17 protein-coding genes are annotated in these 13,413 nt (G+C 44.8%); 5 read left to right on the top strand and 12 right to left on the bottom strand.

Features of this window, described 5'->3' with window-relative positions:
- Positions 1 to 32 precede the first annotated feature (32 nt).
- Together ACS5NO_RS32315 and ACS5NO_RS32310 are read right to left on the bottom strand one after the other, a co-directional pair.
- Complete coding sequence (locus ACS5NO_RS32315; RefSeq protein WP_439418934.1) at positions 33 to 344, bottom strand: DUF4134 family protein; 312 nt, start codon at positions 342 to 344, stop codon at positions 33 to 35.
- Between the two features lie 641 nt (positions 345 to 985).
- A complete protein-coding gene (locus tag ACS5NO_RS32310; protein ID WP_439418933.1) occupies positions 986 to 1,171 on the bottom strand; it encodes a hypothetical protein in 186 nt (61 codons plus the stop codon).
- 375 nt (positions 1,172 to 1,546) lie between these two features.
- Between ACS5NO_RS32310 and ACS5NO_RS32305 the strand changes: the two genes are divergently transcribed.
- A complete protein-coding gene (locus ACS5NO_RS32305; RefSeq protein WP_439418932.1) occupies positions 1,547 to 3,244 on the top strand; it encodes a type IV secretory system conjugative DNA transfer family protein in 1,698 nt (565 codons plus the stop codon).
- Here ACS5NO_RS32305 and ACS5NO_RS32300 read toward each other — a convergent pair.
- Genes ACS5NO_RS32300 through ACS5NO_RS32280 form a run of 5 tightly spaced genes read right to left on the bottom strand, consistent with a single transcriptional unit; the run spans position 3,227 to position 5,670 of the window.
- Positions 3,227 to 3,595 (bottom strand): hypothetical protein, encoded by a 369-nt coding sequence (locus ACS5NO_RS32300; protein WP_439418931.1) that lies wholly within the window; start codon positions 3,593 to 3,595, stop codon positions 3,227 to 3,229. The two genes, ACS5NO_RS32305 and ACS5NO_RS32300, sit on opposite strands and share 18 nt — an antisense overlap.
- A complete protein-coding gene (locus ACS5NO_RS32295; RefSeq protein ID WP_439418930.1) occupies positions 3,570 to 4,100 on the bottom strand; it encodes a M23 family metallopeptidase in 531 nt (176 codons plus the stop codon). The genes ACS5NO_RS32300 and ACS5NO_RS32295 overlap by 26 nt, the downstream gene beginning before the upstream one ends.
- On the bottom strand, positions 4,097 to 4,291 hold the full coding sequence (locus tag ACS5NO_RS32290) for a hypothetical protein (RefSeq protein ID WP_439418929.1): 195 nt from the start codon (positions 4,289 to 4,291) through the stop codon (positions 4,097 to 4,099). Before ACS5NO_RS32290 ends, ACS5NO_RS32295 begins: the two co-directional genes overlap by 4 nt.
- A complete protein-coding gene (locus ACS5NO_RS32285) occupies positions 4,288 to 5,313 on the bottom strand; it encodes a relaxase/mobilization nuclease domain-containing protein (RefSeq protein ID WP_439418928.1) in 1,026 nt (341 codons plus the stop codon). Before ACS5NO_RS32285 ends, ACS5NO_RS32290 begins: the two co-directional genes overlap by 4 nt.
- Positions 5,314 to 5,670 carry a plasmid mobilization protein gene (locus ACS5NO_RS32280; protein WP_439418927.1) on the bottom strand — a complete coding sequence of 119 codons (357 nt, stop codon included), beginning with the start codon at positions 5,668 to 5,670 and terminating at the stop codon, positions 5,314 to 5,316.
- Positions 5,671 to 5,980: 310 nt separating this feature from the next.
- Between ACS5NO_RS32280 and ACS5NO_RS32275 the strand changes: the two genes are divergently transcribed.
- From ACS5NO_RS32275 to ACS5NO_RS32260, 4 genes are all read left to right on the top strand, one after another.
- Positions 5,981 to 6,394 (top strand): hypothetical protein, encoded by a 414-nt coding sequence (locus ACS5NO_RS32275; protein WP_439418926.1) that lies wholly within the window; start codon positions 5,981 to 5,983, stop codon positions 6,392 to 6,394.
- Positions 6,395 to 6,466: 72 nt separating this feature from the next.
- Positions 6,467 to 7,171, top strand: a complete 705-nt coding sequence (locus ACS5NO_RS32270; RefSeq protein ID WP_439418925.1) for a P-loop NTPase family protein — start codon at positions 6,467 to 6,469, stop codon at positions 7,169 to 7,171.
- A complete protein-coding gene (locus ACS5NO_RS32265) occupies positions 7,168 to 7,620 on the top strand; it encodes a hypothetical protein (protein ID WP_439418924.1) in 453 nt (150 codons plus the stop codon). The genes ACS5NO_RS32270 and ACS5NO_RS32265 overlap by 4 nt, the downstream gene beginning before the upstream one ends.
- Positions 7,621 to 8,409: 789 nt before the next feature.
- Entirely contained in the window at positions 8,410 to 9,495 is a 1,086-nt protein-coding gene (locus tag ACS5NO_RS32260) for a replication initiation protein (protein WP_439418923.1), read from the top strand.
- 680 nt (positions 9,496 to 10,175) lie between these two features.
- Here ACS5NO_RS32260 and ACS5NO_RS32255 read toward each other — a convergent pair.
- The 5 genes from ACS5NO_RS32255 to ACS5NO_RS32235 form a co-directional block, all read right to left on the bottom strand.
- A complete protein-coding gene (locus ACS5NO_RS32255) occupies positions 10,176 to 10,460 on the bottom strand; it encodes a hypothetical protein (protein WP_439418922.1) in 285 nt (94 codons plus the stop codon).
- A 158-nt stretch (positions 10,461 to 10,618) separates the two neighbouring features.
- Entirely contained in the window at positions 10,619 to 11,302 is a 684-nt protein-coding gene (locus ACS5NO_RS32250; RefSeq protein ID WP_439418921.1) for a hypothetical protein, read from the bottom strand.
- A 24-nt stretch (positions 11,303 to 11,326) separates the two neighbouring features.
- A complete protein-coding gene (locus ACS5NO_RS32245) occupies positions 11,327 to 12,349 on the bottom strand; it encodes a minor capsid protein (protein WP_439418920.1) in 1,023 nt (340 codons plus the stop codon).
- Positions 12,337 to 12,537 carry a hypothetical protein gene (locus ACS5NO_RS32240; protein ID WP_439418919.1) on the bottom strand — a complete coding sequence of 67 codons (201 nt, stop codon included), beginning with the start codon at positions 12,535 to 12,537 and terminating at the stop codon, positions 12,337 to 12,339. The genes ACS5NO_RS32245 and ACS5NO_RS32240 overlap by 13 nt, the downstream gene beginning before the upstream one ends.
- Complete coding sequence (locus tag ACS5NO_RS32235) at positions 12,537 to 13,274, bottom strand: DUF4055 domain-containing protein (protein WP_439418918.1); 738 nt, start codon at positions 13,272 to 13,274, stop codon at positions 12,537 to 12,539. The genes ACS5NO_RS32240 and ACS5NO_RS32235 overlap by 1 nt, the downstream gene beginning before the upstream one ends.
- Between the last annotated feature and the right edge of the window lie 139 nt (positions 13,275 to 13,413).

Here is a 13,413-nt window from a genome sequence, read left to right as displayed (position 1 = left end):
AACGGAATTCAATCGCCCTTTTTTAAAGACATTTATCCGATAAACATGGCCCTGACGACCGTATTGGCAACGAGCAGAAACAACATCGCCCCAAACCAACCCATTGCACCCGACATGACATTGTCTTTTCCCTGTTGCCAGTTCGTATAGACCCGGAAAGCACCAATGACGCCGACGATGGCCGCAACCACATAAAGGACTGTCGTAACCGGGTCCAGATACGCTTCCAGATCAGTGGTCAACCGATCAAGTGCAGTAGCTCCCCTGGCAATACCATTTGTCTGCGCATACAAAACACCAATACCGATAAGGGTGAATGCGGTAGATAATCCAAGCTTTTTCATTTGGTTTGAACGATTAAAATGAATAAAATAAAAAAGAACTGACCCAAGAGCCATAAACCTATAACCGCACTTATTGGCGTGTTTTCCTTATCCTTTTCGCTGCCAGTTGGCATACGACCGATAAGCACCAAGAACGCCGACGATTGCGGTTACTATCACCATCACCGTGGATGTCTGGCTTAATTAAGTCGCCAAATCAACAGTACTATTTTTTACAGTCACGTCTTCTTTCTGATTAAAATTTGTCCGGGAATACGATCCGTTCATTCTATCCAGGCTGGATGATCACCGAACCCAACAGAATGAGGACAGAAAAGGAACCTTGTTTGCTCATGGATTTTAGTAGTTTAGTTGGAGACAAAAATAAATAAATTGGTAAAAATTGGAATATTTTATTAAAAAAGTATCTTAATTGCAATACCTCAGTAGACATTAACCATAGTTTATTGTTTTTCAGTATATTATATAATTTAAATGTAAACTTTCCACCAATTAAACCAGCTTTAGCAAACAAACATAGCTATCTATATTCTAATATAGTACCTTATAATAGAATTTTTTTTGATTACATTTCCAGTGATGACCGCAGCCTTTGCAGGAAAAAGCAGGTGTCTTAGGAAACAGTAGGAGCGAATACGGCTTTAATCCGGTTGCGGGATTTGGTCGGTCACCAACCGGATCAGAACCAATACACCAGCAAGACGCGCAACGATGAGAAGGATTGTGGTGGAAGCGTTTGCATGGCCGGTAGATAAACCGTTCTGAATATCACCTGCATGGGCCTTATTGGCCGGGCCAATAAATGGATTAAATGAAAGAATATCCATGACTGACAATACGAGTTGAATTACACCATAACGAAGAATAGAATAAAATTATGCATATTTTTGGAATAAGAAAAACAAGCAAAAATTAACATGGAAACTGCCAAAGAAAGAGAGTACTCAGCAACAATGCACTATCTGAATTTAGGTGTAACTATCTTACTATTAGCGTTACTTATATTGACCGAAGGACTTCAAAGAGATACTTTTAGTATACCATACATCGAACACTGGCTAGTTGATGTTACTCTAAAATACCCGTCAGTATTGGAAAAAAAAATCTTAACATCGCTGGCTTTTATTTCCCTTATTTTCCTGGCAATGCAAACCCCCGCAAAGCCCAATTTAAAAGCATCCAGAAAACGAGGTAATTTCTATTTGTTAGCAGGTGTACTGAGTTTTATCGGTATCCTGCTTTTAGATGTTAGCGGTACGAATACCTACCTGTTTTGCCTTTGCTTTCTGGCTGTAACGATGAGCGTCAGCATGATCAATGGCGGAATCAACTATAATTCAATGGTCTACATTCCGACAAAAGATATTTTTAATAATTACAATGAGCAATTCCCTCAAAATCAGAAACTGGTTGAAAATGAATTGAGTGTCACGTATTACCACCAGTACAAGTATAAAAATAAATGGCAGGTAGGAATCGTACCAGTCATTGCGCCGGACCGGGGGGTTCTGATCGTCGGTAGCCAGGGGTCCGGGAAAACCTTCACGCTGTTTAACCCGGCCATCTATCAGCAGCTCGAAAAAGGGTTTTCGATCAATGTGTATGATTTTGCGTATCCTGACCTGAGTTTAACCACGCTCAATGGCCTGGTGGCGGCTTTAAAATCGGATAAGTACACCTTTGGAAAGGACAAGGAGAATAAGCCGATCATACCCGAATTCAACAGCATCAATTTTGAGGATTTACGGCGTTCGAACCGGTGCAATCCTTTTGAGGAAAAGTATATGTCCACGATTGAGGAATGTAACACCAGCGTCAAAAATTTGCTGTATAATCTCAATAAAGCCTGGATTGCCAACCCCGGCGATTTTTGGTCGATCTCGGCGGTCAATCTGCTCACATCCATTCTGTGGTTTCTGCGGATCATCGAACGCAATAATCCGGATCATGCGGTTTTGTCGCAGGTCTGTACCCTCCCCCATGCCATCCAATTGCTGACGGTGGACATCAAAGAAGTCATCAACGCGATTTCCTGTGAACCGGAATTAGACGCTTATTCCAATATGTTCAAACAGGGGTTGGAAAATCAGGCGGGTTCCCAACTGGCGGGACAAATTGCGTCGACGCAGGCGGCTTTGGCTCCGCTCTCCTCTCCCAATGTCTCCTGGGTAATGGCTGCTTCTGACATGGATCTGGAAATTAACAACCCGGACAATCCCCGCATCATCACAATGGGCAATTATCCCACTAAACAGGCCGTGTACGGCGCGGCAATCTCTGTCTATAACTCGGTTATCATGAAACGTTCTTATCTATACCGCGCGCGAAAGTTTGCCTTGTTTCTCGATGAGCTGCCGACGGTCTACGTTATGGGCCTGGAAGATTACATTGCCACGATTCGCAAGCACAAGGGCTGTGTCTGGATGGGCATTCAGGATATGGAACAGTTGGTGAAGAATTACGGCAAGCAGTCGGCGGATATTATCACCAACACCGCCGGGACGGTGATGGTGGGATTGGTCAATGGCTCGACCGCTGAGCGGATCTCCAGGATGTTTGGCAAAACCGAACAGGATAATTATTCTGCCAGTTTTAACAAAGATACTTCCGTCAGCTACAGCACCCAGGCGAAGGAACTGTTACCGGCCAGCAAGATCATGAGCCTTTCACAAGGGCAGATCGTCGGCAAGTTCGCGGACCGGTTTGAGTCACCGATCGATTTAAAACTCTTTTCGGGACACATGGTTGTACCAACCATTGAGCAAACCTATAGGGAGATGCCGGTGAAAGTCGATGTGAGTCAGGAGGAAATGAATAAAATGGTGCGTGATAACGCACTCAGAATACGGAATGATATTAAAGCCGTTCGGGATTACTGTGCCTCAACTTACTACGCGTAAGGCATAAACAAAAATATTTTTATACGAATAGATGATTACACCTTCAGGGGGGGTCTCGTCGGGGACCTCCTTTTTCTGTTTATAGAAGCTTTGAAACGTCGTACCAATATCGATATTTTCCTTTTCAAAATAGGCAAACATTAATTTGATGTTCTTGAAAAGAATCACTTTGGTCTTATTGATAAAATCGTCCGGTTTCAGGCTCCAGTATTGAAAGGCAGCGGGGAACTTCTCGCTGACTTCGACCAGTATTTCGGAGTTGGCTTTGGGCGTATGGATCGGATAGAACCGTTTATTGTTCTCGTTTTTTTTTATGGTATATTTTCTAATGTGTACGAGATAGACAATCATAGAGTAACAGAATATAAAATAGCGGGTTTTGGGGTTGATCGTACCGTCTGACCTCGTAATGGATGTGCTCGCCGGTCACCACGCCGGTTGCTCCAGAACGGCCGATAACCGTCAGAATGTCTACAATCTGATCTTCCTCGACAAATATAGAGGATAAATGCCCGTAAAGTGTCGAATAGCCGTTTTGGTGGTCAATTTCGACAAAGTTACCGTATCCGGACGAATAGCCCGCACGTTTTACAACGCCGGATCCGGTAGCGACCACGTCCGCATTCTTTACCGAGATGTCGATCCCGTTATGGTGTCGGACCCCGCCGTACCTGGGGTGAGTCCTGTACCCGTATAAGGACGAAATACCCAACCGGGATAATTTGGTCGTCGGCAGAATGCAGGGTATATGCAAGGCCCGAACCTGATCACGTTTGTAAAGCGCTCGAAATTCCCGCTGAATCACAAGTTCTTCGGTTGGCCGTAAAAACAGCAGTAAAAGCAAGAGAGCATTCATTTTAACTTGAATAGTTTTTTGATTTTCTCTTCCGGCATCCCATTTGTTCCGTCAAACAATTGAATGGGCTTTATTTTGGGTTTTATTTCTGCTTTGGGCTTCTTCTTGACGTTGCTGTTGACCACAATAAAGTATAAAATAAAAAGAAGCAGGGCACAAAACATCGTGTAGCTGGCAGGTGTGAGGTTCATAATTGTTGGCCTTTTGATTGTGAAAGTTGCTTGATGGGTTTATTCTTCAATAAATGATGTTTCCCTTTCCGCTTGCGCCGGATGGCGTTTAACTCGCTCTCGCTGGAATGAATAGTAACAGGCGTAAATGGGTTTTTGCTGGTTGCCTGGGGGCCTCGATCCTCATCAGCCTGAACGGTGACCGCCGAAAAGCCCTTTCCCGGATCTGGCTTTTTCGCTTCGCGGACAACTCTATTTTTCCCTTTACTTTCTTCAAGGCCCCGGTTTTTATCCTCACGGTTAGCATGAAAGATGGCGTTTAAATCTTCCGGGCGGTATAGTTTCTTGTCGATCTTGACCCGGTCATCGTTCAGGTATTCAGGCGTCATTTTCCGGGCTTCCAGAAGCTTTGTCAAATGGTGCATGTTCCGGGCCTGTCGCAATTCCGGCAGTTCACTTTTAAGTTTCTGAATATCGGTATCTTTCCCACGAATCTCCAGAACCCCTTTCGTTAGGGCTATTTTTTTTTGATCTTTTACCAGCGTAAGCCGGTTTTTCAATGCCAGGGCAACGCCGCGTTCAATCGTTTTATTATTTAGCTTCCAGTCGTTTTCTTTTTTCATATCATTCCTGACTTTATGATAAATGATATGAACATGGTAGTTAGCCGTGTCCTTATGGGCGACGGCGATAAATTGCGTTTTCTCTAATTGGGCCAGTTTGACATAATCGTCTAATACTTTTTCAATACCTTCCTTTTTAAGTTTAGTTTCATCCTCTTTCGTAAAACTTAAAATTTGATGGCCGATCAGGGGATTTTTATTATCAGGGTTTTCCTTCAAATAATTTGACGTACGTTCGTTAAACTGGCTGATTAGCTCACCGATCCCCTCCTTGTCCTGGGGGCCGAACGGAACCAGCAAATCATCCGAATACCGTAAAACCTCCGCTTGCTTATCCGTATGGTTTTCTAATTTTCCCTCGAACGTGTAATTAATAATGCCCTCGGCAAACTTACCCGCCTTCAAATTTCTGGCCACCATCTACTGATAAGTCTTAAGTAGCTTCTTGATCTCCTGCAACAAATCACGCGCGGAACTCTCGACCGAACTAATCCCGGCAGCGTTCGCCCGAAAAGCGATCTGGTTTAAATTATTCGCCATACCCACCAATCCCCGTTTCAAGTTTAATTCCTCTTCCGTAAAGGGAGCGACAATCTGCCCGTTTGTAATAATCTGATTACAATAATCAGAGATAGTAAGCCCTGCCTCCTGGGCCTGTTTTCTGATTACTACCGCTTCGGATTCGGTTACCCAAAATCCGATCCGCTGAGACTTCTTCGTATCAGTGGATTTCTCCGGTCGTCCGTTTTTTTTGCGCTCAGGTGTCATAGTCATCATGAAATGCCTGACGGGTGCTTTCCCCGAAAGGGGAAACAAGGAGCCGCTTGCGGCTGTTTTTTCGCTCCGCAAAAACCCCCCTTGCTTCCAAACATCATTAACAAATATATCAATTCTGACCGTCTTCCGCTACCTCCAAATCGAAAAAAGAGCTAGCTAATGACTTTTGTTTCGGCACGTTACCAATTCGTTACCGTTTTGTTACAATTTTCCGCTTGAATCGGCCGGGCGTTACCAATTTGTTACAAAAAAGGAGTGAATTGTTTGTATGGACAATTTTCATTTATTTTCTTGACGGGAAAAGCATGGGATGGGAACAACAGAGAACGAAAAAGCCATAATTAAGGAAGTGATCCGGCGAAAAACGGCCAGGAAATACAAGTGGGCGTATCTTCTGGCGGAGCTGATCGAAGAGAAAAAAGCCAGTCAACGGTCCTATGGCGATCTGGCCGAGTGGCTCTCGAAAGAAGGGTTGGAAATCCGGGAAAACACACTGCGTAAATTAATGTGGGATTATCACAGAAAGGTAAAACCCATGGATCAGGGATTGAATCAACCAAAGCAATATACGATTGAAACGATCATGAAGGAACCTGAGCAAAACGGGTCAGCCGTAAAAGGGTCCGCCCCTACCCCATCATATGACCTGAACGAAGTACTGAGAAACCGGGAGCAACAGTTAAAAATCAGGAATGCAGGTTTTGATGCGTTTGATGGAATGTAAATAAGGTACCGATGAAAATAGTCACCATTTAAAACGTCGCTTTATTTTTTTGTACACACATTTATTTAAAACATGAAAAAGCAAGTTGTATTTATCGCTCAGTCCAAGGGAGGTACTGGTAAAAGCTTTATTACCTGGTTTGTAGCGAGAAACAAAAGAGAGGAACATACAGCCTTTATTGATCTGGATAAATCTACCCGAACATCGGCCCGATTGAAAAAGATAGTGGGCGAAAAACGGGTGCTGGAACTGTCTATTATTGACGAGAATCACAAACTAGACCGGGAAATGTTTCTCAACCTGTTTGAAAGCATCGCCAGGGCCAAAACCCACGAATGGTATGTTGATTTAGGTGCTCCCGAATCCGACGAATTAAAGAGTTTCTTTCAAAATGAAGTGCCAGCGGAAGAATTGAAGGAAATTCTGGAGGAGATTGGCGTGGCGTTAACCATCTGGGTCATCGTAGCCGGGGAAGATGCATTTAATGCGTCGGTGCAGTACTACCACGATTTGAATCAATTAGCCGGGGACTTTATTGCGATTGTTCCGGTTAAAAATGAAGGTACCTTTCAATCGGCTCAATCCCAGGAAGCGGGCGATAAAATCCTGGAAGAATTGGGAATTCCGGTGAAACGGGTGGGCAAAATGCCAATTGGAAATTCGTCCCGGGAAATCATGAGTCTAATTGCGGGTCAGGGGACTGAGGAAAATTTGTCGCTGGCCGGTAAACGGTCGCTTCGGAAGGTATCGGACGAAATAAAAGATGTATTATTATGAAGTCGTTCGATGCTAATGAACAGAAGTTCCGGATTGCCCAGAAATACCAGATTCCGGAGAGTGAAATTGACGAGAGCGTCCTCACGCTATATATCCTCATGGATGCCATGAACGAGGAATCGAAGCGGATTCAATCCGACCAGAAGGCAGCTCTTGTCCAAACGCTGAACGAGATCAGGGAGTTTCAGGCTAAAAAGTTTCAGGCAATTACGTATGAAGATCCAAAAACAGCTTTCTGGGGCAATGTGGGATCCAAAGGAATGATGGGAGTGGCCGTCTGTCTGACGATAATGGGAATCGCTTTGTTATTTACTTCTTGGTATGACCGTCAGAAACTGGTAAAAAATTTGGAAGTCCTTAAAAATCACGTGAAAGTACGGGAGGATGGGTATTTTATTGACCAAGCCAGTTACACGGTGGTCAAAGGTGGCGTTTTAATTAAACCGTAAAAAGGGTGAAGCGGGACTGCCGTAGTGCGGTCCCGTTCTTTGGACCAATAAACCGGATCCTACCAACTAGGACCAAATAAGTAAAATCTAGTAACTATATTTATAGTTGACGCCCCCTTTTTTAACTAAAAAGCTTGGGCAACTAGATCAAATGGTATGGCGAAAATATGATAATAAAATCATATAAAAGGGGTTTTCCTAAAATATGCTCAAATATACTATTACAATTAGTTTTAAGTGTTTGTCAAAGTTATCAAAAATTATCTATACTAGATAGATTAGGGCGCTCTTAACTATTTCATTAGTAGTTCCTTACGAGCAGCAAACCGGCATTTGTACGAAGAAAAACCGGCATCTGTACGAAATCAAACCGGCATCTGTACGAAGTAATACCGGCGTTTGTACGAAGAAAAACCGGCATCTGTACGAAAGTATATTCCGAAAACCGGCATTTGTACGAAGCAAAAATAAATTCACATTTTTATTTACAATATTCAAATTAGGGTATCTTTTATCTACTACTTATCGGGAAAGTATGCCGTTAATCGCATCAAAATGGCACTTTCTGGTTACAATGACCGAAACATAGGATCGAAAACCGGCATTTGTACGAAGAAAAACCGCCCCATTCTCAATCAAAAACCGGCATTTGTACGAAACATTTAAAGCTATACCGGCATTTGTACGAATTTATTACACTGATTATCAAAGCATTAAAATTACTGATAGCTGAAAAATCAGTTGTGAAGAATGTTTTTTACATTGCACTTGAAATAAAGCATCAACGCTATGTCAAATTCAGCGAAAAGCATTCTGGTTAGTTCCACGAAGAATCAGAAGAACAACTACCAGCCGAATTTAATCACCGAATCCCGTCAAACGTATTCAGCGTTGGAAAAGAATATTGTGGTAACGATCATCAATAAATTGACGATACTTTACTTCGAAAAAAGTTTACCCTTATTCCCTCATCAGGAAATTGACTTCTTAATACCGTATTCAGAGATCAGTAGCAGCCGGAACTACGAAGAGGTAGAACAGGCTGCCAAGTCTCTGCAGGTCAAGCAGGAAGGCTTTGCGTACACGAATGAGAAGGGTGAACGCTTTTTCAAATACATGGTCCCTTTTCCCTTTATTGAAAATGTAAAGACAAACGGCAAAATGTTCCTGAAAATTACGATGACATCCAAGGCCATTCCTTATTACACGGAAATGGGGAAACAGTGGACGAGTTATGATTTTAAAGCCATGCGGTCGTTATCGTCGGTTTACTCCAAACGGTTGTATGAAATCTTAATGAGTCATCACCGTTCCGATCGGTTTCAGTACGATGTTGATCACCTGAGGCATATCATCAATGTTCCCACGGCCTTTGACTATTATGAATTTACGCGACGTTGCCTGGATACTGCGTGTAGTGAAATTGAGAAGAAAACCGGAATTATGCTACGTTATGAGCCGGCGCGAAAAGTTGGCAAAAAAGTGGTTGCGATCCAATTTTTCAAATCAAGCCAACTGGCTGAAGCACAGGGAGAAGCCATTGCCAATCAGCATTATATTAACAACATTCCAGTTGGTGAAGCCATTTCACTGGCGTACCGCTTATTTGAGCTGTACACCTTTAATGAACTTCAGCGGAAAGCGATTGTGGATGATTCGGAGAGACTCACTACCTTTTTCCGGGTACATTCCGAAATCGTTTCCGGCCTGCGTAATGATATTGTGAATCACACGGCGTATATGGTGAAGTCCCTCAAGATTGAGAAAATTAGGGGACGTCCCAAAAAGAAGGTTGCCGAAAAGCCTGTTGGTTCTACGTCAATACCTAAATCGATTGGATCCATCTTAGGCGGAATGAGTATCGGAAAGAAATAACAGTTGTTACTAGATTAACGCCCAGTACGGTTGTTATGTGTTAAAACTGAAAATTTTCACCTTTAGAGCATAACCTAATTTACAGACATTTAAAACTGTAAAATCAGGATGGCATTTTCTACTTTTTTACCTATTTCGTCGAGACTTATAATTACATTGTGAACTACACAGGTCAGGAGCTTTAGATTTATTCCTTATCATCGAGGAATAGAAAAATGACCTCTTTTCCGCTAGCGTTCAGCATAGCTTGCAGCACAGGACTAAAATTGGTATGGATAATGCACTATTAGTATCACGCATTATTGTCTAAGGCTTCCTGAACAATATTGTTAGAGACATGAACGGGAAGTTGTGTAATGTCTGATAGTTTTGTAATAGCCACTGAGGACCTCCAAAGGATAGATTGCGAATTTTGGCCGTTTTAGTTACTGGCTTCGCATCCCGCTATCCAATCTCAAGCAACGGCAACTTAGACCGTATCACCTGACAGAGCATCCCGCTCCCGGAGAAAGACACCGATCATCCCGATCCAGTGCTGTGACACGATGATGGCATGAAACCATAACCAGTGCAAGCATAAAAAAACAGCCCAAGAAGGTCGTTCTTAGGCTGTTACGTTAATTGGGTTGGAATTGAAGACAAGGCGCGGTCTTTTGGGGAGTTGATGTTGGCAGAAATGTTTATAGCTCTTCATTTTCCAATACCGTAGCCACCACAAACATTCCCGGAATCAAATTTTTGACTTCTTTAAACTTCACTGTTTTCATAGCATTCTTAAATTTAAATGATTTTACTGTAACCGCTTTTACTACCGCTTTTTTGGCCGCTTTACTGATTTTACAAAGTATTTTACCCAAACTGGCAAACAAAAAACTGCCGACAGTCCAAACTAATGCGCCAGATGTTTCACCCAGCATTGAATTGATAAACGCGCCATCAACATACTCCCGTAAACCAAAGAACATTGGCTCCTTACGAACAAGGTAAGGGGCAACACACTACAAAGATAAGGTCTTTTGGGTAAAAAGCCCCGGTTAAGGGGCTTAAAATCACTTGGTACCAGCAGCCGCCTTAAGCTGAGCGGCCTTTGCTGGATCGGCAGCCATAATTTCCATCTGTTTGGTCAGGTTGAAGCCCTCTTTGGACCACGGATTATCTTTGGTATTGTTGCCGCCACCGCCTGGATTACCACCGCCCCCACCGCCACCATTGCCCGGAGCCGCGACGAAATACTTACACCTTCCTCGGTACCGGCCCAAGCCTTGATCTTATCGACGACCGGCAGGTTTTCGATGGTCACGATAGCCTCATCGCCTTCGTAATCGACCTTGATTTGGCTCTGGAACATGGCGCGCACGGCTTTTTGCATATATGGAGCTACATTGGCTTCGGCTAGTGCCTTGCTGATTTCGTTCTCACTGGCCAGTTTTTCAACCCGGGATTTGAAGCTGTCGCGCTCGGCGGTAACCTTATTGATCGCAGTATCTTTTTCGGCCGTCAGGCGTTTGCGTTGATCCGCCAGTTTTTGGTCGATATCACCACCACCGGCATCTTTCAGGCAATTGTATTCATCAACAATGAAATCGTCTGGCAAAGCACCGTATTTATCGGTCAGGTCGGTGACTTTGGTTTCCAGCGCCTTTTTCTCGTTTCGCACGTTAGCTAGGGAGGTTTTCAAACCCTTCACATCGGGATGATCGTCAACCTGGTCGAGGTTCAGGACGAACTTTCCGTCTTTTTCGGTATAAAACGGCTTAAGGCTTTCATCCAGACCATCGAGCGTTTCCAGTACGGACTTTAATTTCATGGGTTTTACCTTTCGGGTGTTGGGTTATCTTTCGCGCCGGGCGAGTTCCTTGAGTGTATAGACATGCCCGGATTTGTCTACAAATTTTGAAAGTGGCTGACCGGCACGGAACAGTTTAGCCCTTTCGACGCCCAAAACTTCTTCCTGAAACTCAACTGACTGCTTTTTAAGGAATTCCTCGAACGTCGTGGCGGCTGGCACCGGTCCGTATTTACTGGCCCGATTGCCTTCAGGTGGTCCGAAGTATGGCACATAGATCGACCGGCAGCGCCAGTGTGCCGGGATCGGTGGGGCTTTATCCAGCGCATAGACCTTGCCATCCCGTGACGCACATAGGACGGTCGTTTTGCTGTCCAGCACGGCGGCATACTGCACACCTGGGATAATGTCGGCATTGGCGTTGAAAACTTCCATCCGGGCGCGGTTTTGCGTGTGTCCAATGGCTGTTCGTACCACAGCCTCAGCGTCGCGCCGGGCAATCTCCAAAACGCCGTCCTGATACTGGGCGGCTTTGGTCCCACGGATGCGCCGGACAATCTGATCAGTAGTTTGACCCTCGGTTATCCCGATGCGAACGGCATCTTGTATACGTCGCACGTCAGCTTGCTCTAAACCTTGCGCCCACTCCTTAAGCAACCGCCCTTGAAACGGCTGGGATGTCACAATCGCCTTGAGCTGGGCGTTTGATGGCATAGACAGTTCAACATCGATCCCGGCATTTTCGGCCATCTTAATCTGGAAATCGGCTTCATACCTGGCAAATTCAGCCATTTCGTTGAAAAGCTGCTTACCTAAAACATCATAGACTTTAGCGCGCCGGGTGCGGATATCGTCAAGCAGGGCGTTTAACCGCTTTGTTGTGTCTTGGCCGAAGTCATAACCGCGCTTTTCGATTGTGGCCAGGCGACCGGCAATCTGCTCGATCAAATCGGCTTCACTGCGATTAAGCAGGCCAATGATCTTTTTCAGTACACCGGATTTATAGCGTTCCAGATAAACCGAATGCTTGATCTGGGCGTCGAGGATTTTCTCGTTTACAGTGGGCATGACCGGTTTTCCTTGAACCGATACCAGGCATCCAGCAACTCGTCAGATGGATGCATGGTATTTCGATAAGAAATGACGGTGTTGCGCAGTTTTGAAACGGATTTCTGCAAAGCTGGATTTTGCTTCACATCCCCGGCAATCACATTGATAATCGGGTCATACAGGAATTCGATAAAAATACCTGCCACTACGCATCACCGCTTGCCGGATCGTTCAAGCTCCCTAATGGCGGTCCATCTTCCTTAATACGGTCCTGTTCCTGTTCAAAGGTCAAATCATCCGGAAGCCATTCCGCATATTTCAGCACTTGGAAGAATGTCTCTTTCGAGACCTCACCGGCTTGGCGCGCTGCCATCCAGGCGGTCAGATCCTGTGATGTGAAGTTGACAGGAATATAATCCTTGTTTAGCTCAATCGCGACCTCACCCGTAATACCCTCCCAATCAGCCGCAAACTGCAACGCCTTTGTAATCTGACGCTCGATAACGCCAGCAATGGTGGCCAGGACAGAGTTTTCACCACCGCGCTTGATCTCATGGGTTTCGGAGGCTTCGGCCTGTTTCTTTTCCGGTGACAGCATCCGTGCGCCGAGTGCCGCCATCTGCTGTTCTTTACGATCCATCAGATTTTCAATGGTCGCAAAGCCCTCAGCTCCACATTGCAGGAAACCGGCTGTTGCTTTTTCCGGCAGGGTCAGGATGGTGGATGAGCCGAGATAGATTGGAACGGCATTGCCCTCAGCGTCGGTGCTATCAGCGCCAGCGATCCACGGAGTAGGCAAGCCGGAGATATGGGCACCGTTCTCCAGATCAGCCGAGTTCTTGTAATGCGCGATATTGAAATCTGCCAGGGATTCAATGGGTGGCTCAATGATTTCGAGCGTCGGTTTATCGGGAGCGATTGGGAAAAATGGGATTTCCAGCAAGGCAGCGTTGTTTTTCTGTGGGGTGAGGTTTCGATAGCAACCCAGCTTGCCGCATCCACGCGCCAGACGATCTGCTGATAAAAACCAGCCTGCAAAGTCAGTTGGCGGATCTGTTTCTGTTCTTTGCCTTCCGCATCTT

The sequence above is a fragment of the Larkinella fluvii genome (genome assembly GCF_051857545.1).
Lineage (GTDB): Bacteria > Bacteroidota > Bacteroidia > Cytophagales > Spirosomataceae > Larkinella.
Note: the sequence above shows the minus strand (reverse complement) of the source record. Positions and strands in the feature narration are given on the sequence as shown.